At 70.7% G+C, this 21,689-nt stretch carries 19 protein-coding genes; 7 read left to right on the top strand and 12 right to left on the bottom strand.

The window, feature by feature from the left end:
- Positions 1 to 8: 8 nt before the first annotated feature.
- Genes ACFP3R_RS11855 through ACFP3R_RS11845 form a run of 3 tightly spaced genes read right to left on the bottom strand, consistent with a single transcriptional unit; the run spans position 9 to position 2,937 of the window.
- Positions 9 to 827 (bottom strand): carbohydrate ABC transporter permease, encoded by an 819-nt coding sequence (locus ACFP3R_RS11855; RefSeq protein ID WP_380635476.1) that lies wholly within the window; start codon positions 825 to 827, stop codon positions 9 to 11.
- Complete coding sequence (locus ACFP3R_RS11850) at positions 824 to 1,678, bottom strand: carbohydrate ABC transporter permease (RefSeq protein ID WP_380635474.1); 855 nt, start codon at positions 1,676 to 1,678, stop codon at positions 824 to 826. The genes ACFP3R_RS11855 and ACFP3R_RS11850 overlap by 4 nt, the downstream gene beginning before the upstream one ends.
- Positions 1,678 to 2,937: an extracellular solute-binding protein gene (locus ACFP3R_RS11845; protein WP_380635472.1), complete on the bottom strand. Its 1,260-nt coding sequence runs from the start codon at positions 2,935 to 2,937 to the stop codon at positions 1,678 to 1,680. Before ACFP3R_RS11845 ends, ACFP3R_RS11850 begins: the two co-directional genes overlap by 1 nt.
- A gap of 228 nt (positions 2,938 to 3,165) precedes the next feature.
- Here ACFP3R_RS11845 and ACFP3R_RS11840 point away from each other — a divergent pair, with 228 nt between their 5' ends.
- Together ACFP3R_RS11840 and ACFP3R_RS11835 are read left to right on the top strand one after the other, a co-directional pair.
- Positions 3,166 to 4,155 carry a LacI family DNA-binding transcriptional regulator gene (locus tag ACFP3R_RS11840; protein ID WP_380635470.1) on the top strand — a complete coding sequence of 330 codons (990 nt, stop codon included), beginning with the start codon at positions 3,166 to 3,168 and terminating at the stop codon, positions 4,153 to 4,155.
- Complete coding sequence (locus ACFP3R_RS11835) at positions 4,149 to 6,449, top strand: beta-xylosidase/alpha-l-arabinosidase (protein ID WP_380635468.1); 2,301 nt, start codon at positions 4,149 to 4,151, stop codon at positions 6,447 to 6,449. Before ACFP3R_RS11840 ends, ACFP3R_RS11835 begins: the two co-directional genes overlap by 7 nt.
- Positions 6,450 to 6,614: 165 nt before the next feature.
- Here the strand turns inward: ACFP3R_RS11835 and ACFP3R_RS11830 are convergent, their stop codons facing one another.
- Positions 6,615 to 7,583 (bottom strand): acetylxylan esterase, encoded by a 969-nt coding sequence (locus tag ACFP3R_RS11830; protein WP_380635465.1) that lies wholly within the window; start codon positions 7,581 to 7,583, stop codon positions 6,615 to 6,617.
- 103 nt (positions 7,584 to 7,686) lie between these two features.
- Here ACFP3R_RS11830 and ACFP3R_RS11825 point away from each other — a divergent pair, with 103 nt between their 5' ends.
- The 3 genes from ACFP3R_RS11825 (at position 7,687) to ACFP3R_RS11815 (ending at position 12,074) form a co-directional block, all read left to right on the top strand.
- Positions 7,687 to 8,709 carry a LacI family DNA-binding transcriptional regulator gene (locus ACFP3R_RS11825; protein WP_380635463.1) on the top strand — a complete coding sequence of 341 codons (1,023 nt, stop codon included), beginning with the start codon at positions 7,687 to 7,689 and terminating at the stop codon, positions 8,707 to 8,709.
- A gap of 630 nt (positions 8,710 to 9,339) precedes the next feature.
- Positions 9,340 to 10,962, top strand: coding sequence for a cellulase family glycosylhydrolase (locus ACFP3R_RS11820; protein ID WP_380635460.1), 1,623 nt, complete (start codon positions 9,340 to 9,342; stop codon positions 10,960 to 10,962).
- An 11-nt stretch (positions 10,963 to 10,973) separates the two neighbouring features.
- Positions 10,974 to 12,074, top strand: a complete 1,101-nt coding sequence (locus tag ACFP3R_RS11815; RefSeq protein WP_380635459.1) for a cellulose binding domain-containing protein — start codon at positions 10,974 to 10,976, stop codon at positions 12,072 to 12,074.
- 85 nt (positions 12,075 to 12,159) lie between these two features.
- Here ACFP3R_RS11815 and ACFP3R_RS11810 read toward each other — a convergent pair whose 3' ends face one another.
- From ACFP3R_RS11810 to ACFP3R_RS11800, 3 genes are read right to left on the bottom strand one after another with little or no spacing between them, the layout of a single operon-like run.
- Positions 12,160 to 13,611, bottom strand: coding sequence for a hypothetical protein (locus tag ACFP3R_RS11810; RefSeq protein ID WP_380635457.1), 1,452 nt, complete (start codon positions 13,609 to 13,611; stop codon positions 12,160 to 12,162).
- Complete coding sequence (locus ACFP3R_RS11805) at positions 13,595 to 14,911, bottom strand: KGGVGR-motif variant AAA ATPase (RefSeq protein ID WP_380635455.1); 1,317 nt, start codon at positions 14,909 to 14,911, stop codon at positions 13,595 to 13,597. Before ACFP3R_RS11805 ends, ACFP3R_RS11810 begins: the two co-directional genes overlap by 17 nt.
- On the bottom strand, positions 14,908 to 15,351 hold the full coding sequence (locus ACFP3R_RS11800; protein WP_380635453.1) for a hypothetical protein: 444 nt from the start codon (positions 15,349 to 15,351) through the stop codon (positions 14,908 to 14,910). Before ACFP3R_RS11800 ends, ACFP3R_RS11805 begins: the two co-directional genes overlap by 4 nt.
- Positions 15,352 to 16,171: 820 nt before the next feature.
- On the opposite strand from ACFP3R_RS11800, the gene ACFP3R_RS11795 reads away from it, so the two are divergent.
- Positions 16,172 to 17,713 (top strand): DnaJ family domain-containing protein, encoded by a 1,542-nt coding sequence (locus tag ACFP3R_RS11795; protein ID WP_380635451.1) that lies wholly within the window; start codon positions 16,172 to 16,174, stop codon positions 17,711 to 17,713.
- Positions 17,714 to 17,743: 30 nt separating this feature from the next.
- Here ACFP3R_RS11795 and ACFP3R_RS11790 read toward each other — a convergent pair whose 3' ends face one another.
- Positions 17,744 to 18,292, bottom strand: coding sequence for a TetR/AcrR family transcriptional regulator (locus tag ACFP3R_RS11790; RefSeq protein ID WP_380635449.1), 549 nt, complete (start codon positions 18,290 to 18,292; stop codon positions 17,744 to 17,746).
- A gap of 89 nt (positions 18,293 to 18,381) precedes the next feature.
- On the opposite strand from ACFP3R_RS11790, the gene ACFP3R_RS11785 reads away from it, so the two are divergent.
- Positions 18,382 to 19,083 carry an SDR family oxidoreductase gene (locus tag ACFP3R_RS11785; protein ID WP_380635447.1) on the top strand — a complete coding sequence of 234 codons (702 nt, stop codon included), beginning with the start codon at positions 18,382 to 18,384 and terminating at the stop codon, positions 19,081 to 19,083.
- Between the two features lie 91 nt (positions 19,084 to 19,174).
- On the opposite strand, the gene ACFP3R_RS11780 is transcribed toward ACFP3R_RS11785, so the two are convergent.
- The 4 genes from ACFP3R_RS11780 to ACFP3R_RS11765 are packed head-to-tail and all read right to left on the bottom strand — an operon-like array spanning position 19,175 to position 21,307.
- Positions 19,175 to 19,837, bottom strand: a complete 663-nt coding sequence (locus tag ACFP3R_RS11780; protein ID WP_380635445.1) for a TetR family transcriptional regulator — start codon at positions 19,835 to 19,837, stop codon at positions 19,175 to 19,177.
- A 57-nt stretch (positions 19,838 to 19,894) separates the two neighbouring features.
- Positions 19,895 to 20,491, bottom strand: coding sequence for a TetR family transcriptional regulator (locus tag ACFP3R_RS11775; RefSeq protein WP_380635442.1), 597 nt, complete (start codon positions 20,489 to 20,491; stop codon positions 19,895 to 19,897).
- A complete protein-coding gene (locus ACFP3R_RS11770; protein WP_344035596.1) occupies positions 20,470 to 20,733 on the bottom strand; it encodes a helix-turn-helix domain-containing protein in 264 nt (87 codons plus the stop codon). The genes ACFP3R_RS11775 and ACFP3R_RS11770 overlap by 22 nt, the downstream gene beginning before the upstream one ends.
- A gap of 34 nt (positions 20,734 to 20,767) precedes the next feature.
- A complete protein-coding gene (locus ACFP3R_RS11765) occupies positions 20,768 to 21,307 on the bottom strand; it encodes a nuclear transport factor 2 family protein (protein WP_380635439.1) in 540 nt (179 codons plus the stop codon).
- Between the last annotated feature and the right edge of the window lie 382 nt (positions 21,308 to 21,689).

The following is a 21,689-nucleotide window of genomic DNA, read 5'->3' as shown; positions in this document are numbered from 1 at the left end:
GCGGTCGGTTACTTGCCGAAGCCGGCCGTGAGGCCGCTCAGCAGGAACCGTCGCCCGAACAGGTACACCGCGAAGATCGGCAGCACGGACAGCGTCACGGCCGCCAGCAGCGCCGGCACGTTGGTGCCGAACTGCCCCTGGAAGTCCCACAGGCCGAGGGTCAGCACGCGCGACGACTCGGACTGCGTGAGCACCAGCGGGAACAGGAACCCGTTCCACGCGTTGAGCGCCGTGTAGACCACCACGGTCATGATCGCCGGCCTGGCCAGCGGCAGGACCAGCGACACCAGCACCCGGAACGGGCCGGCGCCGTCGATCGCCTGCGCCTCGTACAGCTCGCGGGGCACCTCCCGCAGGCTGTTGGTCATCACCAGCGTGGCCACCGGCAGCGCGAACGCCGCCGTGGGCAGGATGATCGCGGCCAGGGTGTCGTACAGGTGCATCCGGGTGATCAGCAGGTACACCGGGATGATCGTCGCCTGCGCCGGGATCGCCAGGCCGATCAGCAGCAGGGTGAACCCGCGCTGCACGAACCACGCGTTGCTCCGCGCGACCGCGTAGGCGCACGGCACGGTGATCAGCACGACGATCGCCACCGTCGCCGCGGTCACGATCACGTTGTTGAGCAGGTACTGGCCGAACCCGCCCGTCAGCACCGTCTTGTAGTTGTCGAGCGTCAGCGCCTCGGGGATCGACCACGCGCTCTTGCCCAGGTACTCGGTGCGGGTGCGCAGCGACACCGTGATCAGGTAGACCAGCGGGCCGAGGACGAGGACCAGCCACGCCAGGGAGAACAACCCGGCGAGCCAGTTCGGACGAGATTTCACGACCCCTCCTGCTGGCTGCTCATCGCGCGGAACCCGCTCCAGCGCATGACCGCCACCGACAGCACCGTGCCGAGCACGACCAGCACGACCGCGATCGCGCTCGCGTAGCCCATCTCGAAACCGCTGAAGCCGGTGATGTACATGTGCAGCGGCAGGATGCGGGTCGCGGTGCCCGGTCCGCCGTTGGTCAGGATCAGCACGGTGTCGAACGTGGTCAGCGAACCGACCAGCATGAGCACCGACGACGTCACGATCGTGTACCGCAACTGCGGCAGGGTGATGTTCCGGAACTTCCCGAACCGCGAGGCGCCGTCGATGGTCGCCGCCTCGTACAGCGACGGCGGGATGGCCCGCGCCGCGCCCTGGTAGAGCAGGGTGTGGAACGGGATGTACTGCCACGAGATCACGAAGACCACGGTGTAGATCGCGATCTCGGTGTCACCCAGGAACAGCGGACCGCCGACGAAGGCGCCGAAGTTCGGGTCGAGCAGCACCTGCCACAGCAGCGCGATCGCCGCCGTGGACAGCAGCAGGGGCAGGAAGAAGATCGAGCTGAGCACCGCGCGGGACCGCTCCTTGCCGGCCGCCCAGACCCCGATCAGCAACGCGATCGGGGTCTGGACGAGCCAGGACACGACCATCAGCAGCACGGTCCGCCCCACCGAGGCGTGGGCCTCGCCGTCCTCCATCAACCGGGTCCAGTTGTCGGCCCCGCTGATCTCGGGAGTTCCCAGGCCGTCCCAGGTCGTGAAGCTCAGGTAGACCACGAGCACCATGGGCAGCGCCGCGAACAGGGCGAAGAACGCGAACGCCGGTGCGGCGTACCAGCCCGAAGGTCGCTGGGAGGACATCAGCGCGCGGCCACCGCGTCGACGAACTGCTGCGGCGAGACCTTGCCCAGGAAGAACTCCTGGAGCTGGGTCAGCATGAACGTGGCGTCGTCGGCGGGCAGGTCCTGGTCCCAGGAGAGCTGGAAGTTCTTCGTGTCCAGCACCATCTGGTAGATGGAGGTCGTGTAGTCGGCGTTGTCGGCCGCCTTCAGCTTCTCCTCCGCGCCCACCACGGGCGGCACGTCACCGGCCGCGACCAGCGCGTCGATGTAGGAGTCCTCGTGCAGCGTGGTGGTGACGAACTTCTTCGCCGCGTCCAGGTTCTTCGACCCGGAGGTGGCCGAGTAGAAGTTGCTCACGTTGCCGACCAGGTTCGACGGGTCGCCCTTGCCGCCCTCGATCGTCGGGAACGCCACCCAGCCCAGGTCGCCCGCCTTGACGAAGTCGGGGCTCTGGCCCAGCTGGTTGGTGTACTCCCAGGAGCCCATCAGGTGCATGGCCGCCTTGCCCTGGGCCAGGATGGTCGACGCGCCACCGGCGTCGTAGCCGACGGAGGCGAAGTTGGTGCCGAAGCCGCCCCGGTCGATCAGCTCCTTGAGCTTGGACAGGGACTCGACCACGGTCGGGTCCTTCCACGCCTGGGGGCCCTCGTCCCGGATCTTCTTGAACACCTCGGGGCCGGCGAAGCGGTCGAGCACGTACTCGGCCCACATCAGCTCGGTCCACGCCTGGGTGCCGGCCAGGGCGATCGGGGTGATGCCCTTGCCCTTGAAGGTGTCGACCAGCGCGAGCAGGTCGTCCCAGGTCTTCGGCGCCTCGACGCCGGCCTCGGCGAACACCTTCTTGTTGAAGAACAGCAGGACCGGCTGCATACCGCGCATCGGCACGCCGTAGACCTTGCCGTCGAGCGTCGCGCCGTCCAGGACGCTGGGGATGAACTTGTCCTTGACGGCCTTGTTCTCGTCGAGCAGCGCGGTCAGGTCGGCGACCTTGCCGGCGTCGACGTACTCCTTGAGGTTGCCACCGCCCCAGTTGAAGAACAGGTCAGGGGCCTGCGGGGACCCGATGGCGACCCGGAGCCGCTGCTTGTACGGGTCGTTGCCGAAGGTCTCCAGGGAGGCGTTGCCGCCCTGGGCCTTGAAGGAGTCGATCGACTTCTGCTCGATCGGGTTGAGCACCGGGTCTTCCAGGGCCCACACCTTGATCTCCCCCGCGCCGGACTCGGCCGGTCCGGAGGAGCCGCACGCGGAAGCCACTGCTGCCGCGACGACGAGCCCCATCGCCATGAGGGGACGCGTCCATGATCGGCGGGACATGCAACCGCCACCCTTCTGCCACGCTGCGGAAATGTTCGTGGCTCGAAACATTTCGAAACATCCACGACTTGCGGAGAACCTAGACGGGTGTCGAACGCGTGTCAAGGCTCACTCTGAACTGAGACGGGATCGCATTTACGCACGTCAAAGGGTCACTCTTGTGTTTCGATCGAGTTTCGATACTATCGGCCCATGCGTCGAGCCACGTTGGCCACGATCGCTGCTGCAGCGGGGGTGTCCCTCCCGACGGTGTCCAAAGTCCTCAACGGGAAGGACGACGTCGGCGCGGAGACCAGGGCTCGTGTGCGGCAGCTCCTCGCCGAGTACGACTACGTGCCCGTCGGGTCCCGCCGGGCCTCGGGACACATGCTGGTGGACCTCGTGTTCACCGCCCTGGACAGCCCCTGGGCGGTGGAGATCATCCGCGGTGTCGTCGACACCGGGCTGCACGTCGTGGTGTCCTCCACCGACAAGCCGCGCCACCACGCCTCGTGGGCGGCGTCGCTGGTGGAGGCCAGGCGCGCGGGCGCGCTCCTGGTGACCTCGCAGCTGACCGCCGCCGACCGGCGGGTGCTGGCCGACTCGCGCATCCCGGTGGTGGTGATCGACCCCGTCGACCTGCCGCAGCCGAACGTGCCCAGCGTCGGCGCCACCAACTGGGCGGGCGGCCTGTCGGCCACCGAGCACCTGATCAGGCTCGGCCACCGCCGCATCGGGGTGATCGGCGGACCGGCCGGGATGCTGTGCAGCCGCGCGCGGGTCGACGGCTACCGCGCCGCGCTGGACCGCGCGGGCATCCCGTTCGACCCCGAACTGGTCAAGAACGGCGACTTCAGGCACGAGGGCGGGTTCCGGCGCGCCGCCGAGCTGCTGGCGCAGCCCCACCGGCCCACCGCGGTCTTCGCCGGCAACGACGAGCAGGCGCTGGGCGTGATCGAGGCCGCCCGCGTCGCCGGGCTGTCCGTGCCCGGGGACCTGAGCGTGGTCGGGTTCGACGACTTACCGGTCGCCGTGTGGTCGTCGCCCGCGCTCACCACGGTGCGCCAGCCGCTGACCGAGATGGGCCGGCACGCCGGCCGGATGCTCGCGGACCTCATCGCGGGCCGCCCGGTCGAGACCGAGCGCGTCGAGCTGGCCACCGAACTCGTCGTCCGATCGTCAACGAAGGAGCCACCGTGCTGAACCCCTGGGCCGATCCCGGCAAGCCGACCGGGGAGCGCGTCGCCGCCCTGCTGGCCGAGCTGACCCTGGAGGAGAAGCTGGCCCAGCTGGTCGGCGTCTGGGTGGGCATCTCCGACGGCGAGGAGGTCGCGCCCGCGCAGCACGAGTTCGCCGAGCCGCTGCCCCCGTGGGACGAGCTGACCAAGCCCGGCCTCGGGCAGCTGACCCGCGTGTTCGGCACCGGGCCGGTGGAGCCGGCGGTGGGCGCCAAGGTGCTGGCCGAGACGCAGCGCAGGCTGGTGGCCAACAACCGGTTCGGCATCCCGGCCATGGCGCACGAGGAGTGCCTGGCCGGCTTCACCGCCTGGCAGGCCACGGTCTTCCCGGTCCCGCTGGCCTGGGGCGCGTCCTTCGACCCCGAGTCGGTCGAGGTCATGGCGCGCGAGGTGGGCCGCGTGATGCGCGACCTCGGCATCCACCAGGGGCTGTCGCCGGTGCTCGACGTGACCCGCGACCCGCGCTGGGGGCGCACCGAGGAGACCATCGGCGAGGACCCGTACCTGGTGGGCCTGCTCGGCGCGGCCTACACCCGCGGCCTGGAGTCCAGCGGGATCGTGGCGACGCTGAAGCACTTCGCGGGCTACTCCGCCTCGCGCGCCGCCCGCAACCACGCGCCGGTCCACATGGGACCGCGCGAGTTCGCCGACGTGGTGCTGCCGCCGTTCGAGATGGCCCTGCGCCTGGGCGGCGCGCGCTCGGTGATGAACTCCTACGCCGAGGTGGACGGCGTGCCGCCCGCCTCGGACCCCACCCTGCTCACCGACCTGCTGCGCGAGCAGTGGGGCTTCACCGGCGTGGTCGTCGCCGACTACTTCGCGGTGTCCTTCCTGGAGACCACGCACGGCGTGGCCGGCTCGCCCGGCGAGGCCGCCGCGCTGGCCCTGGCCGCCGGCATCGACGTGGAGCTGCCCAGCGTGCGCTGCTACGGCGAACCGCTGGCGGAGCTGGTGCGCTCGGGCGAGGTGGACGAGGCGCTGGTGGACCGCGCGGTCACCCGGGTTCTCACCCAGAAGTGTGAACTCGGGCTGCTGGACGAGGACTGGGAGCCCGACTCGCCCGCCGTGCTGCGCGGCGAGCCGATCGACCTGGACCCGCCCGCGCTGCGCGACCTGGCCCGCACCATGGCCGAGCGGTCCGTGGTGCTGCTGGACAACGCCTCCGGCGTGCTGCCGCTGGCGGCGCCCGCGAGGCTGGCCGTGGTCGGGCCGTGCGCGGACGACCTGCTGTCCATGATGGGCTGCTACTCCTTCCCCAACCACGTCGGCGTGCACCACCCCGAGGTGGCACTCGGCGTGGAGATGGACACCCTGCTGGCCGCCGTGCGCAAGGAGTTCCCGGACGCGGCGGTGAGCACGGCCAAGGGCTGCGAGGTCTCCGGCGACGACCGGACGGGCATCGCCGAGGCGGTCGACGCGGCGCGGGACGCGGACGTCGTGCTGGCCGTCCTCGGCGACCTGGCCGGGCTGTTCGGCCGCGGCACCTCCGGCGAGGGCTGCGACGCGGAGGACCTGTCGCTGCCCGGCGTGCAGGGCGAGCTGCTCGACGCGCTGCTGGCCACCGGCAAGCCGGTGGTCCTGGTGCTGCTGGCCGGCCGCCCGTACGCGCTGGGCCCCTACCGGCCGGCGGCCTCGGTGCAGGCGTTCTTCCCGGGCGAGGAGGGCGCGGGCGCGGTGGCCGGCGTGCTCAGCGGGCGGGTCAACCCCTCGGGCAAGCTGCCCGTGCAGGTGCCGCGCACCCCCGGCGGGCAGCCGACCACCTACCTGCACCCGAAGCTGGGCGCCAAGGGCGGCATCAGCTCCGTCGACCCGACGCCGCTGTTCCCGTTCGGCCACGGCCTGTCCTACACCTCGTTCGAGCTGTCGGACTTCGCCTCGGGCGACGAGCTGCCCAGCGACGGCGAGGTCGAGGTCTCGTGCCTGGTGCGCAACACCGGGTCGCGCCCCGGCGCCGAGGTCGTCCAGCTGTACCTGCACGACCCGGTGGCCGGCGTGACCCGGCCGGTGCGCCAGCTCGTCGGCTTCGCCAGGGTCGAGCTGGACGCGGGCGAGCAGCGGCGGGTGACCTTCCGGCTGCACGCCGACCGCACCTCGTTCACCGGCCGCGACGGCCGGCGGGTCGTGGAGACCGGCGAGCTCGTGCTGCTGGTGGGCTGCTCCAGCGAGGACATCCGCTGGGAGCGGTCGATCCAGGTGACGGGCGAGCAGCGGGTCGTCGGCCACGACCGGGTGCTGGTCACCCCGGTCACGGCCGGCTGACGACCGCCACGGGCTGGTCGTGGACGCAGGGACCCCGGGCCGAGCTGCCGGGGTCCCCGGAGAGCTGCCGAGTCCACCGACCAGGCGGCCGCGAGGGGGCTATGGCGGTGGCCCCCTCGCGGTCCGCCGGTGACCGGGTCGCGGGAGGTCCCCCCGCGCCCCCGGTCAGAGGTGCGCGCGCAGGTGGCGCAGCCTCCGCTCGTCGTGCACCCGGGGCACGGTGTGCCCGCTGAACGGGAACACCGCCATCTCCTTCGGCGCGGTGATCTCGTTGTACGCCGCGTACACCGTGGACGGCGGGCACACCTCGTCCATCAGGCCCACGCTCAGCAGCGACGTGGCGGTGATCCGGCGCGACAGCAGCGCGCCGTCCACGTACCGCAGGGTGTCCAGGGCCCGCGGGATCAGCTCCACGTGCTGGGCCAGGAACTTCGAGATCTCCGCGTACGGCTCGGCGTCGGTGAGGGTGACCGCCCGCTGGAAGTCGCACAGGAACGGCACGTCCGCGTGGCACACCCGGACCGCGTCGCCGTTCAGCGCCGCCGCGGCCAACGCCAGCCCGCCGCCCTGGCTGCCGCCGGACACGGCCAGCCTGGTCGCGTCCACGCCGTCCAGCGAGGCGGCCACCTCCACCGCGCGGGCGGCGTCGACCATCAGCCGCGTCACGTAGTAGGTCTCGGGCGAGGCGATGCCCCGCGTCATCACGCCGGGGTGCTCGGGGCCGGCGAACCCGGAGTCCGGCGTGGCGCCCAGCGTCCAGCGCCCGCCCTGGCCGCGGGTGTCCATCACGAACACCGCGTAGCCGGCGGCGGGCAGCAGCACGTGCTCCGAGGGCAGCCCGCGCCCGCCGCCGTAGCCGATGTAGCTCACCACGGTCGGCAGCTCGGCCGCCCCGGACCCGGCCGGCCGGAGGTACCAGCCGCGCACCCGGTCGCCGCCGTAACCGGAGAACTCCACGTCCCACACCGGCAGCGGGCCGTAGACGTCGGCGGCGTACGGGGTCAGCACCGGCGGCAGCGCGGCCGACCCGGCCTCCTCCAGCCGGGCCCGCCACCAGCCGTCGAGGCCCTCCGGTTCGGCGGTGGCGGTGCGGTAGGTCGCGAGTTCCCGCTCGGACAGGTCGAACCAGGGCACGGTGGTCCCCTTTCCCCAAGATCAGTTAAGCGCTTAATCACCCTACCGGGGGGCTCTGTCTCAACAGCGGTCTAAACTCATGATCACGGAGCGAGGAGGCGCGGTGGGAGCTAAGCGTCCGACCATCTCGGACATCGCGAAGGCGGCCGGCGTGTCGACCGGCGCGGTGTCCTACGCGCTCAACAACCGGCCGGGCGTCTCCGAACCCACCCGCCGCCGCATCATGGACATCGCCGACCGCCTCGGCTGGGTGCCCAGCAGCGCGGCGCGCTCCCTCAGCGACGGCCGCGCCAACGCCATCGGCCTGGTCGTGGACCGGCCGGCCAGGGTGATCGGCGTCGAGCCGTACTTCATGCAGCTCATCTCGGGCATCCAGGGCGCGCTCGCGGGTGGGCCCACCTCGCTGCTGCTCCAGGTCACCGACAACGCCGCGGCCGAGCTGGCGGCCTACCGGCGGTGGTGGGGCGAGCGGCGGGTCGACGGCGTGCTGCTGGTCGACCTGGTGCAGAACGACCCGCGGGTGGAGCTGGTGCGGGAGCTGCGGCTGCCCGCCGTGGTGCTCGGGGAGCCGGTGGAGCCGGAGGTCCCGTGCGTGTGGACCGACGACGAGACGGCCGTGGACGAGGTGCTGGAGTACCTGGTCGCGCTCGGGCACCGGCGGATCGTGCGGGTCGCGGGGCCCACCCGGTTCGTGCACACCCAGACCAGGTCGCGCGCCTTCACCACGGCCGCCGCCCGGCTCGGGCTGGGCGAGGCGCGGGTGGTGCACGCCGACTACTCGGACGAGGCCGCGGCCCGGGTCACCCGCCGGGTGCTGACCGGCGCCGCGCCGCCCACCGCGCTGGTGTTCGACAACGACGTGATGGCCGTGTCCGCGCTGGGGGTGGCGCACGAGCTGGGGCTGGGTGTGCCGGACCAGCTGTCGCTGGTCGCCTGGGACGACTCCGCGCTGTGCCGCCTGGTGCGGCCGGCGCTGTCGGCGGTGCGGCGGCCGATCGCGGAGCGCGGGGCGGCGGCGGTGCGGTTGCTGCTGGACGTCATCGGGGGCGGGCCGGTGGAGCAGGTGAAGACCTCGGACCCGGAGCTGGTGCCCCGGTCGAGCACGGGGCAGGCGCCCGCCGGCTGAGGGTTTCGGGGCGGCGGGTTCGGGGGCGGGTTCCCGGGGTGTGGGGTTCCCGCCAAAGGCGCGCGGGTCGGCTGCGCGCAGGTCGGCCGCAGATCGTTTCGGACCGCCCTGCCTCGCCCTGCCCCCCTCGCCTGTGCCCTGCCCCGCGCCGCCTCGCCCGCGCGGCGCAGTCCCACCTCGGCCTGCCCCACCTCGCCCGCGCCGCCCTGCCCTGCGGCGCCTCGCCCCGCGCCTCCCCGCCCCGCCGCGCCGCTCCCACACCCGCACCGCCGCCGCCCCCGGCGCCCGCCCCGCGCGGGTCCTCCGCGCCCGCCGCCGCCCACTGCGGTTGGGCGCGGGCGCGGTCGAGCACCAGGTGGAGCCGCGCGGGCCCTCCGCCGCCCGCCACCCACCGACCGTCATCCCGGCCTAGACGCGGGAGGCCCGTTCGGGGCACACTTAGGCCCGCGTCTGGGAGCGTTCCCAGTTCCGCTGCTGCCTGCCCAAAAAGGCCGCTGACCTGCCGTTTTGCGCAAAACTGCCCGTTGACACTTAAGCGGTTAATTGCTTTGGTGTGGGTGTCCGCCCGTCGGGCGGGCGCGCTGCCCTGCGCTCGCAATGTCAGTGTCGACAACTCCGCGAGGTACACCCATGCGCAAGCGATTCGCCTTGGCCGGCGCAGCCGTCGCCGCCTTGGTCCTCTCACTGCTGACGGTGGTGCCGGCCCAAGCGGCCGCCGGCTTCACCGTCAACAACGGGCGCCTGTTGGACGCCAACGGCAACGACTTCGTGATGCGCGGCGTCAACCACGCGCACACCTGGTACCTGGACCGCACCACCCAGGCGCTGAAGGACATCAAGGCCACGGGCGCCAACACCGTCCGCGTCGTCCTCTCCAGCGGTGACCGGTGGACCCGCAACGACGCCTCCGACGTCAGCAACGTCATCGCCCAGTGCAAGGCCAACAAGCTCATCTGCGTGCTGGAGGTGCACGACACCACCGGCTACCAGGAGCAGAGCGGCGCGGTCAGCCTGGCCCGCGCCGTGGAGTACTGGAAGAGCGTCCAGACGGCCATGGCCGGCCAGGAGAAGTACGTCATCCTCAACATCGGCAACGAGCCGTGGGGCAACACCGGCTACACCGGGTGGACCCAGGCCACCAAGGACGCCATCACCTCGCTGCGCTCGGCGGGCTTCGAGCACACGATCATGGTCGACGCGCCGAACTGGGGCCAGGACTGGGCCTTCACCATGCGCGACAATGCCCAGTCGGTGTTCAGCGCCGACCCGCGGAAGAACACCGTGTTCTCCATCCACATGTACGGCGTGTTCGACACGGCGGCGGAGATCAACGACTACCTCAACCGGTTCGTCTCGGCGAAGCTGCCGATCGTGGTCGGCGAGTTCGGCTTCGACCACAGCGACGGCAACCCCGACGAGGACACCATCTTCGCCACCACCCAGCAGCTCAGGCTGGGCTACCTGGCCTGGTCGTGGTCCGGCAATGGTGGCGGCGTCGAGTACCTGGACATGGTGACCGGCTTCAACGCCTCCCAGCTGACCAGCTGGGGCCAGCGGGCCGTCAACGGCGCCAACGGCATCAAGGCCACCTCCCGCGAGGCCAGCGTCTACGGCGGTGGCGGCGACCCGACCGACACCACCCCGCCCAGCGCGCCCGGCACCCCGTCCGCGTCCGGCGTGACCTCCAGCTCCGCCACGCTCACCTGGGGCGCTGCCACCGACAACGTCGGCGTGGTCGGCTACGACGTGGTCCGGGTCAGCGGCACCACCGAGACGGCGGCGGGCAGCTCCGCCACCACCAGCACGACCGTCACGGGCCTGTCCGCGGCCACCACCTACACCTTCGCGGTGTACGCGCGCGACGCGGCGGGCAACCGCTCGACCCGCTCGACCTCGGTCAACGTCACCACCCAGAGCGGTGGCGGCGGCCCGGCGGGCTGCGCGGTCACCTACCGGCTCGCCGGCCAGTGGCAGGGCGGGTTCCAGGGCGACGTGAAGATCGCCAACACCGGCACCGCCGCGGTCAGCGGTTGGACGCTGCGCTGGACCTGGGCCAACGGCCAGACCGTGTCGCAGTCCTGGGGCGCCACCACGAGCCAGTCGGGCAGCGCGCTGAGCGCGACCAACGTGGCCTACAACGGGACCATCCCGGTGAACGGCTCGGTCAGCTTCGGCTTCATCGGCTCGTGGAACGGCACCAACGCCGCGCCCACGGCGTTCACCCTCAACGGCTCCAGCTGCACCACGGCCTAGGGGGGATGACGATGTCGAGGAAGATCGCGGTGGGGGCGCTGCTCGCGGCGCTCGCCACGGTGGTGGGGCTCCTCGTGACCGTGCCGGGGCAGGCGTCCGTCCAGGCCGCCGCCCCGACGCGGATCATGCCGCTCGGCGACTCGATCACCGGGTCGCCGGGCTGCTGGCGCGCGCTGCTGGACCGGGACCTGCGCGCGGCCGGGCACACGAACATCGACTTCGTGGGCACCCGCGCCGGTGACGGCTGCGGCTTCGCCTACGACGGCGAGAACGAGGGCCACGGCGGCGCGCTGGTGACGGCGGTGGCCGACCAGAACCAGCTCGTGGGCTGGCTCGACACCGCCGACCCGGACGTGGTGCTCATGCACTTCGGCACCAACGACGTGTGGAGCAACAGGTCCACGGCGACCGTCCTGGCCGCCTACTCCAAGCTGGTGGACCAGATGCGCGCCAACAACGCGTCGATGAGGATCATCGTCGCGAAGATCATCCCGATGGCGGCGAGCGCCTGCGCCGAGTGCCCCCAGCGGGTGGTCGACCTCAACGCGGCGATCCCCGGCTGGGCGGCGGGCAAGTCCACCGCGCGGTCGCCGATCACCGTGGTCGACCAGTGGACCGGGTTCGCCACCGGGAGCGACACCTACGACGGCGTGCACCCGAACGCCGCCGGTGACCGCAAGATCGCCGACCGGTGGATCCCGGCCGTGGTGTCCGCGCTCAACGGCACCACGCCCACGTCCACCTCCACCTCCACCAGCACGACGACGACCACGACGACCACGACGACCACGACCACGACGCCGCCGGGCGGGACGTGCGCGGCCGAGGTCAGGATCGGCAACCGGTGGCCGGGCGGGTTCTCGGCGACGGTCGTCTTCCGCAACTCGGGCACGTCGGCGGCCCGCGGCTGGTCGGTGCGCTTCGACCTGGGCGCGGGCATGACCGTGGCCCAGGGCTGGAACGGCACCTTCAGCCAGAGCGGCCGCGCCGTCACGGTGACCAACACCGCGTGGAACGGGTCCGTCCCGCCCGCGGGCTCCGTCACCGCCGGGTTCAACGGCACCGGCGACGCGACCGGCTGGAACCCCGTGCCGACCTGCTCGTCGGCCTGATCGGTGTGTGCAGGGGGTACCGGCGCAAATCTGGTACCCCCTGCACCATTCAGGAGAGACGGGAGCAGCGTGCACCTCGGGCTTGCTACTGCTGCCTGACGCGTGGCACCCCGCCTTTGCGGCCGATGTCGAACGCAATGCGATAAACGTCCGGGAGATCCAGTCTTTTGTTGGTTCTGATGGTCATGACACCTAGATCGATCAGTTCGACTATGAGTCCGTCGTAGTCAGTGTTGAGTGGTCCGGTGGCGAACATGATTTGATTTTCTGAGTCGTCTTCGGACAATTTGCTTGTCCTTGACCTTTGTGTGGACAGCTCAGTGCTCAGATCCGCTTCTCTCCAGCGCCTGACCACTTCATCCTTTTCGATGGGAACTTGAGAGCCACGCAGTGGATCAATTGCGTTGGATACCCACGGCGTATCTTCTTTGACTTCCAGCACGCGGATCTGTGAGGCGTGCTGTACTCCCTGGCGGATCGCATCCCAGTGCAGCGCATGGGCATGTCCTGAAAAGTCTTCCTGAGTGCTTTGCGTCGCACGCCACAGCGCACTGAGAAAACTTCGTGGGCTTACCTGCTGCCGCCCATCTGCGAGGTGGTTCGGCAACCAGGTGTATGTGTAACCTTTCCGGTGGTCCGTTCCCATGTACTTGCTGGCGATGCGTTCGAGGACTTCTCGTTGCTTGTTTTCATCGCCGCTGAAGCGGTCTGCCCAGCCGGTCTCGGTTCGGAATTTTTCACTGTGTTCGGAAACCGCGCCACTCATGTAGTGGAACAGCAGGGCGTAGAGACTTGTTTCCGTCCAGCGCAGGTCCGTGATATTTGCGAGAAGTTTTGACGCATCGGCAAAGTCGAGTCTTGCGGTATCGAACATGTCGTACCGGATGAACAACTTGACCCGAAGATTGCGAGTGCTGGTGCGCAGGTTGAGGGCTAGTTCAAAGATTCCCCTGGCAAGCTGGTCGGCGATCCTGCGATCACTGTGCAGGCGGTCCATTGCATCGAAAAGAAGCAGTTTTATCCGATCATCCCGGCCTGTCTGCTCATCGACGTCCAATATTACGTCTTCAACCTTGCCGGGATTGGCCACCACCCATTGTACCCGTTCTGGCCAGTCCTCGATGGTGGTCAGTTCTGTGACGCCGAAACCATACAGCGCCACCGCTGTCCAGATGTCCAGTGGTTGAAACTTCTCCACCAGGGATTGAAGTCTCCTGGGATTGGGGTATTGCTTGCTCAGCTTCGCACCGAAGCCCGCAAGGGTATCTACCCTGTTCAATCGATCCAGGCGATAATATTTGGCTGCTATTTCTCGGAGGGAGTCGTCCTGGAGAGCTTTGAACCACACTGTTTTGCCAACGCCGCGGCCGCCGCGTACGACTGTGGTGTCGGGATCCAGCGCGTTGCGGTGGCCTGACGGGGTGAACAAGGTTTGCGGATCCGGATCGATGGTGTCTGCATCGACGACTGCGGGCAGTGCTGCGCCCAGCAACTCTCGATATTCAATGGCCGTCAACATTTCAAGCACCTTCTTCAAGCGTTACCGATACTGCTTCGACAAATTCTCGGTACGCTGCTTCGATCAGGTCCGAACCTGCCCAAGAGGTGTTACGGCTTGGGTCCAGTCCGACGAGGTCCAGGCTGTGCGGAATGGTCAGCGGATAATGAGGGGCTGATTTGTCATTGGGTGCGAAGTTGAACGAATCCAATCCCACCTCTCCCTCCTCGTTGTCATAGAGTGTCATGGCAAAGCATTCTTGGGCATTATCGGCAAAGCTGTGCAGATATGCCTCTGCGTTATTTGAAGGAATCATGGCGGCGACCATTTTTATGCGGTTCCTGAGACGATCCGTGGTGGGGGTGTCCAGTTTTGTCCGCCACTGGTCGAACAGTGCCTGATATCCTTGCCAGGTCTGCGGGTTATCGGTTGCGAACAGCAGGGCGAGGTTGCTCAGTTGCGTGATCGCCACAGCAGCCACGTCATGGATGCCCGCACGACTGTCGAGCAGCACCACGTCAGGCTTCCTGCTCAGCTTGGCGACTTGATCTTCGCAAGCTGCAATGGCATTGGCCAGCCTGCGACCAAAAGTGGCGGCTTCGCGGTCGGGTGTGGCTGGCAGGTCGAAGTAGGCGCGATTGAGCTTGTCCAGGTAGGAGTAGCCACTGCGTGGCCGGCCGCCTGCTGAGGCCAGCCATACTTCGCCATTGCCGTGCAAGTCACCGATGGAATCACTCTTGGTCACAAGGTCTAGGTCGGCGTGGTTTTCAACAGCCGACTCGACCAGGTAGTCCACGATGCCGTGTTCGGCGTACTCGAGGTCGGATCGGAGCAACGAACTGACACCGGGAGACTCGAGGTCGAGGTCGACCACCAGCACTGACTGGCCTTGACGTGCCATGTGGCGGGCTAGGATGAAGGTGGCGGTGGAGCGGCCGACGCCGCCTTTGAAGCCGTACAGGGCTATCCGCTTGCCTGCGGGTTCCTCGGCGGGTCTGAGCCAATCGGCCCCAACCGTGCCGCGCTCGACGACGCTGACGCGTCCGGAATTCGCCATGAATCTCGGAACGGGATGACGGTCCGGTGAGTTCAGGACTTGGCCCGGCGCGAAAAGGGTGTCCACCAGCAGGACGGGTTGCTGGCCGGTGAACGGCCCACATGCGGCCTGTAGACGGTTCCGCAGCTCCAGGATTCTCGGGTCGGAGTCGAGAAGATTTACGACTATTGATGACCGGCCGAGCAGGTCGCGCATGAGGATGACGTCGGTATCAAATTCCCTGGCGACGTCGTTGGCGATTTTTAGGGCGCCGGACCACGCTTCGTCAAAGCGGATCTTCACGTTAGCATCCCATCAAGGTGGGCCTGTTCGAGAATGCTGATCACTGCTCGAGCGGCGGACAAGTGGTTCGATACCGTGGTCGCGGTCAGATGTGTTCCATCGCAATATCGATCATCGACCTTCCAATCCGCGAACGGTTGTGAGGTGAGCAAGGGGATCAGCGCGCTCGCCGACCTGTTCTGCACGATGGTCACCATCTCGGGCCACAGGGTGTTGACATGCTTCCTGATAGGTCCGTTGGCGTTCGGGTGCACAACCAGGTCTTGTGGATTGATATGTCCCCCGAGGAAGCCGGCGATCAACGCCTTGAGCGCGCACTCGGCGGCCAGCCCTGCGAGATGGTCTGCGTTGGCGGGTCGGGCATGGGCGTGCAGCAGATCGGCGTCGTCCATGTGGCGCCTGGCTGAGGAGTCGAAGTCGGTTTGCGGGGTGGTTGACACCGCGACAGAGTACCGGTTGGCGCCTTGGCGGCAGGAGATGAGGCCATGTCAGGTGTGCCGTGACCTGCGTCCCTGTGACGCCTCAGGATGCTCGGAGTTCCGGCTCAAAAAGCTTGCGGATCTTGACCGCGGTCCGGTTCGCAGACATGCTTGAGCATTGCTGCGCATGTCGCTGTTGCCTTTTCGGGTGTTCAGGCGTCCATCTCTGGGCTGAGGCTCCGTTGCTTCTGTAGTCACACGCCCGACGGGCCGTATGTCCTCGCCCTCGAGAATGAGAGATGAGGACTCTTGGAGAGGGGTACGACGGTCCGCCGGAAGGCCGTGGACGGTTCGGTGACCCGCGCCGACGAGGCATCGCAGGTCGCTCGTCAGTAGCCCGGAAACAGGGATGGGGGACCGTAATCGGGCACAACTCGCCGATGTGGACTCCAAGGGCTGGATCGGGCAGTGGATCCGTGAGGCGCGGGAGCGCGGCGAGTTCGATGGCCTGCTGGATGGTGGCACCACGCCGGCGACCCCGCGCACCACCACCCTCCGTGAGATGACCCAGCTCACGATCGGGCGTGTAGAGAAGCCGCCACCGGCTTCGTCAGTGGGGGTGAGCGCCAAGATGGGCGCGAACCGCACCGAAGAGTCCGACATACGGCCCGTTCCCGGAGTCCAAGGAGCTGTCGGCGGACTGCTGGCCGGTCGAAACCACGCCGGAGCGCGCGCTCGAGATCGCCGCGAAGGCGTTCGCCGCGCCCGGCCCGAACGGCGTGCCGCTCGGCCGGCCGATCGAGGTGCGCGAGCTGATGTCGGCCCCCGCGGCGCCCGACCTGTGAGCCGGGTCGTCGAGGACCTGCCGCGCGAGTGCGCGCCGGGGGTCCTCGGCGCGTTCGCGCGTCGCCGCGGCGACTTCGCCCTGGCCGAGGACGCGGTGCGGGAGGCGCTGCTGTCCGCCGCGCGGCACTGGCCGGTCGACGGCCTGCCGGACGACCCGCGCGCCTGGCTGACCAGGGTCGCCGAGCGCAGGATGACCGACCTGGTCCGCAGCGAGGCCGCCCGCCGCCGACGCGAGCCGGCGGTCTTCCGCGAACCGCCGCCCGGCGACGTGGTGGACCACGACGACACGCCGGTGGTGCTGTTCCTGTGCGGCCACCCGGACCTCACGCCCGCCTCGGCTATCGCGCTGACCCTGCGCGCGGTGGGCGGCCTGACCACCGCCGAGATCGCCCGCGCGTTCCTGGTGCCCGAGGCCACCACGGCGCAGCGGATCAGCCGGGCCGAGCAGAAGCTGCGCGGGGCGCGCTTCGCCCCGCCGGGGCCCGACGAGTGGGCGTCCCGCCTGCGGTCCGTGCTGCACGTGCTCTACCTGATCTTCAACGAGGGCCGCACCAGCAGTGCGGGCGGCTCGCTGCACCGCACCGAGCTGTCCGGCGAGGCAATCTGCCCGGCCCGGCTCCCGCACGCCCGGCTGCCCGCCGACGGCGAGGTGGCCGGCCTGCTGGCGCTGATGCCGCTCACCGACGCCCGCCGCCCCGCCCGCACCCGGCCCGACGGCTCGCTGGTGCCGCTGGCCGAGCAGGACCGGGCGAGGTGGGACCAGGCGCTCATCGTCGAGGGGATCGGGCTGATCACCGAGGCGGTCGAGCGCGGCCGCCCGCACGACGAGCACGCCCGAGCAGCGCTACCCGGTGGACAGGGTGGCCCGGCTCGCGCGCTGAGCGCCGGTCCCGTCTTCGGTACCTTCGGAGGTGGGGTGGTGGACGTGACCGAGCGCAAACCCGCCGGTGTGGGCTTCGAGGGCTGGATCGAGCGGCAGATCCGCGAGGCGCAGGAGCGCGGCGAGTTCGACGACCTGCCGGGTGCCGGCAAGCCGCTGGGCGGCCTGCGGGAACCGTACGACGAGCTGTGGTGGGTGAAGGACAAGCTGCGCCGCGAGGAGGGCACCGCGCTGCCGCCCACGCTGCTGCTGCGCAAGGAGGCCGCGGCGGCGCGGGAGGTGGCCGGGCGGGCGTCGTCCGAGGCCGAGGTGCGGCGAATCCTGGCGGGGATCAACGCCCGGATCGAGGACGCGATCCGCAAGCCGATGTCCGGCCCGCCGCTGAACCTGATGCCGTTCGACGTGGAGCACGTGGTGGGGGAGTGGCGCGGGTCCGCCGCCCGGACCGCCCGCCAGGCCCCTCCCGGGACCTCTCCGGCTGACGAGCGCCCCGCTGCGCCGGGCCGCCTCGCGGGGACCGCCCCGGTCGACGAGCGCCAGGCCCCTCCCGGGACCCCTCCGGTCGACGAGCGCCCAACTCCGCCGGGCCGCCTCGCCGGGTTCCTCCGGCGGTTCCGCCCGGCTGCGGGGCGAGCGGAGCACCGCGAGCAGGCGTGATCCGCCCGGGTGTCCCGACCGCGTCGGCGGTCAGGGCACCCCCGCCGCGTCCAGCAGCGCCGTCGCGGTGCGGACGCCCAGGCCGGCCAGCGGCTCGGCCCGGACCACCGCGCGGGCCGAGGCGCCGTCGAAGACCACGGTCAGCTGGGCGGCCAGGGTGTGCGGGTCGGCGACGCCGGCGGCACGCGCCTCCACCGCGAAGAAGTCCGTCAGGCCCTGCTTGAACCGGCGCGCCACGGCGTTGGCCGGGTGCCCGGGGTCCTTCAGCTCCACCGCCGTGGCCACCAGCGGGCAGCCGCGGTAGTCCGGCGTCCCGGTGAGTGCGTCCTGGGCCCGGAAGACGTGCAGGACGCGGTCGCGCGGGGTGCCGCCCGCCGGCGGGAGCAGCAGGGCGTCGTAGGCCGGGCCGCGGCGGTCCAGGCTGGCCGCGATCAGGTCGTCCTTGCTCTCGAACAGCTGGTACATCGACCGCTTCGAGACGCCGGCCGCCCGGCACAGGGCGTCGACGCCGATCCCGACGCCCTCCCGGTGGAACAGCTCGCCCGCGGTGTCGAGCAGGCGGTCGCGTGGAGACGTCACACCGGCAGGTTACCCCGGCGCTTGCGCGGAGGAAACCGATCTGTTTACATCGGTGGAAACAGATCGGTTTCCACACTCGGAGGAACACCATGACGACCCTCAACGGCGCGACCGCGCTCGTCACCGGCGGCAACCGCGGCATCGGCAAGGCCCTGGTCGAGGCCCTCTACGCCAGGGGCGCGCGGAAGGTCTACGCCACCGCCCGCGACCCGCGCACGGTCACGCACCCCGACGCCGTCCCGCTCACCCTGGAGGTGACGGACCCCGACTCGGTCGCGGCGGCCGCCCGCGAGGCCGACGACGTGACGGTCCTGGTCAACAACGCGGGCGGGCTCGTCCAGGCGTCCTTCCTCGACTCCCCGGTGGAGGACGTCCGCCGCGAGTTCGAGACCAACTTCTACGGCCCGCTCAACGTCACCCGCGCCTTCGTCCCGGTGATCGAGCGCAACGGCGGCGGCCACCTGCTCAACGTCGCCTCCGCCCTGTCCTGGGCGGCCCTCGGCGGCTCCTACAGCGCCTCCAAGGCCGCCCTGTGGTCCCAGACCAACTCGCTGCGCCTGGACCTGCGCACGCGCGGCATCCGCGTCACCGGCCTGCACGTCGGCTACGTCGACACCGACATGGCCTCGGACGTCACCGCGCCCAAGAGCGACCCGCGCCACGTCGCGGACCTCGCCCTGGACGGCATCGAGGCCGACGCCCACGAGGTGCTGGCGGACGACGTCTCGCGCCACGTGAAGGCCGCGCTGGCGCAGGACGTCACCGTGCAGTACCCGGTGCTCGCCGGCTGAACCGGCAGGGAAGCTTTGCGGGCAGGTGCTTCCAGGTCACAGTCGCAAGGCGACAGTGCTGAGAGGACGGTGCAGAGGGGACGGTGCGGTCTCAGGCGCTCGCGGCCGGGTCCGCCCGACCGGCGGCGGGTGTCGCGGGCAGGGGCACGGGCGGGACGAGGGCCGCCGGGACGAGCGCCGCCGGGGTGGCCAGCCTGCTGAGCCTGTGCCGCCACGGCGTGACCGGCCGCCCGCCCCGCGCGGTGACCACCGAGACCACCTGCGCCCCGACCACGGCCGCGGTGAAGCCCTCCGCCTCCTCGCGCACGTCCGCGTCCGCCACGACCTCGCCCGCCGCCGCGGCCCGGTCCAGCAGGTCGCGCACCACGGCCGTGAGGCAGGCGAAGTGCACGCCGGCCACCAGGTCGAACAGCTCACTGGTGTAGAGCAGCCGCACCCCGACCCGCACGGTCCGGTCCTCGCGCACCAGCAGGCCCATCCGCTCGGTCAGGGCGACCAGCGTGCGCAGCGGCCCGGCCCCGCCGCCCTCCAGCTCGGCGCGCACGTCGTGCCAGCGGCGGAAGTACTCCTCGACGACGGCGACCGCGAGCGCCTGCTTGGACGGGAAGTGCCGGTACAGCGCGCCCTTCGTCACCGAGACGTGCCGGCAGACGGCCTCCAGCGACGTGGCCTCGTAGCCGTGGCGGTCGAACAGCTCGATGCTCGCGGCGACCAGGGCGGCCCTGGTGCGGGCTCCCCGGGCCGGATCGTTCACGCGGGTCCTCCACGGCTTCGGTGCTGTGACACAGAGTAGTTTCCCGTGCACGAGAGGTCAACGCGGTGGTTCGACGCGCAACCCCGCCCACACCTCCGGCCGCACCACGGCGGGCAGCCAGGACCGCCAGACCCGGACCAGGCCCCGGGTCACCGCGTCGGCCGCGTCCACCCCCATGCCCACCAGGTGCGCGCCCACCAGCTCGGCCACGAGCCCCTCCGCCAGCGCCGGCAGGTCGCCGTCCTCGCGCAGCTCGCCGCGCGCCGCCGCGCCCCGCAGCAGGTCGTGCGCGGTGGAGCGCCACCGCGCGAGCTGCCGCTCGGCCACCTCCTCCGACACCGGCGACCGGAACACCAGCCGCCGCACCGCCGGGTCGTCCGCCGCGTACCCGAGGTCCACCAGCACCTGCAACGGGCTGCGGTGCACGCGCTGGAGCCGCTCGCGCGCCCGCGCCCACTCCCGGGCGTGCGCCTCCACCAGCGCCACCGCGAGCGCCTTCTTCGAGCTGAAGTGGCCGTACAGCGCGCCTTTGGTGACCCCGGCGCGGAGGCAGACGTCGTCCACCGTGGCCCGCACGTACCCGTCGCGCTCGAACACCTCGGCCGCCGCCGCGAGCAGCTCGTCCCGGGTCGTCACCGCCGTCTGCGGGTCCACCGGGCCACCGCCGCCGCCCGCTCCAGCTCGCGCGCCGGGGTGTCGAGCACCCGACCCAGCCAGGCCCGCCAGTACGGACCGGGGATGCGCTTGCCGCGCTCCCATCGGGACACCTCCTCGCGGGTGACGCTGGCGTTGCCGGAGGCCGCGTGGAGCCGCGACGCCAGGTCGTGCTGGGTCAACCCGCGCCCTCGGCGCAGCTCCGGCAGGAGGTCGCTGATCGGTCGGGGCTCGTCCGGCACGGCGGCACCTCTCCTCGGCGATCGGTCGCGATCGTCATCCTGGCACCGATCCGTGCGGCCAATCCGGTGATACCGGCGGAACACCGGCGGTCCCCAGCGCGCGGGCGAGCGCCAACGTGTCGGCGTACCACCGGAAGTCGCTGATCAGGTCGTTCCGGACGGATACCGCCAGGGCGAAGTCGAAGGACCGGGATTCGCCGCTCACGTGCACCCGCGCGTGCAGCCGCCCGGTCAGCACGGCGTCCGCCCCGGCGGCCACCAGCCGCCCGGTGGTGACGCCGGTCAGCTCGAACGCGCCGAGGAAGGCGAGGAAGAACGCCTCGACCTCGCGCGGCGAGCGCACCGCCTCCGGCCACGGCGCGCCCGGCACGGGCACCGCCCACCACCGCACCCGGTCGGCGAACAACCGGCCCGCGCCCGCGGCGTCGGCGGCCGCCCCCCGGGCGACCAGCCGCTCCACCGCGGCCGTGGCCCCGCCTACCACCGCGGCCCGCTCGGGCGGGGGACGCCCGGCGGTGCCCCGGGTCCCGGCGGCGCGGCGGGGGTCGACGGTGTCACGGGCGCCTCCCGGCACGCGGTGGTCTCCGGACTCCCCAGTGTGGGGCGGGCCGGACCCGGGCGCACGGGGCCATTGGGGTGCCCCCGGGTGGGGCCGGTCGGCTCCGCGCGGCGCGGACCGGAGGTCACCGCCGGGCGGCCACCGAGGTGACGTCCCGGTCGGTCCCGCGCGGCGTGGACCGGGGGAGCCCGCGGGTGGTACCGGCGGACGGGGCGGCCCCGCGCCCGCCGCTCCGGGTAGTCCTGTTGTCCGGTCCTACCGGCTCGCGGAGTTCCCGACCGCCGCCCGACCCGCCCGCCCGCACCCGACCACTCGAATTCGATTCGAATTCGACGAATCGTCGAAACGGACCGTCGAACGCACATCGAACCAGGTTACGTCGTTGACGTGTGCCGAA

The organism is Saccharothrix lopnurensis (assembly GCF_042658445.1).
In the GTDB taxonomy this organism is placed as follows: Bacteria; Actinomycetota; Actinomycetes; order Mycobacteriales; family Pseudonocardiaceae; genus Actinosynnema; species Actinosynnema lopnurensis.
The sequence above is the reverse complement of the archived record's forward strand: the minus strand, read 5'-3'. Positions and strand labels throughout refer to the sequence as shown.

What these genes read in the sequence shown, in the direction of transcription:
- ACFP3R_RS11850 (WP_380635474.1), bottom strand. Translation starts at nt 1,678, where the DNA reads ATGTCCTCCCAGCGACCTTCGGGCTGGTACGCCGCACCGGCGTTCGCG.
- ACFP3R_RS11845 (WP_380635472.1), bottom strand. Translation starts at nt 2,937, where the DNA reads ATGGGGCTCGTCGTCGCGGCAGCAGTGGCTTCCGCGTGCGGCTCCTCC.
- ACFP3R_RS11840 (WP_380635470.1), top strand. Translation starts at nt 3,166, where the DNA reads ATGCGTCGAGCCACGTTGGCCACGATCGCTGCTGCAGCGGGGGTGTCC.
- ACFP3R_RS11820 (WP_380635460.1), top strand. Translation starts at nt 9,340, where the DNA reads ATGCGCAAGCGATTCGCCTTGGCCGGCGCAGCCGTCGCCGCCTTGGTC.
- ACFP3R_RS11815 (WP_380635459.1), top strand. Translation starts at nt 10,974, where the DNA reads ATGTCGAGGAAGATCGCGGTGGGGGCGCTGCTCGCGGCGCTCGCCACG.
- ACFP3R_RS11785 (WP_380635447.1), top strand. Translation starts at nt 18,382, where the DNA reads ATGACGACCCTCAACGGCGCGACCGCGCTCGTCACCGGCGGCAACCGC.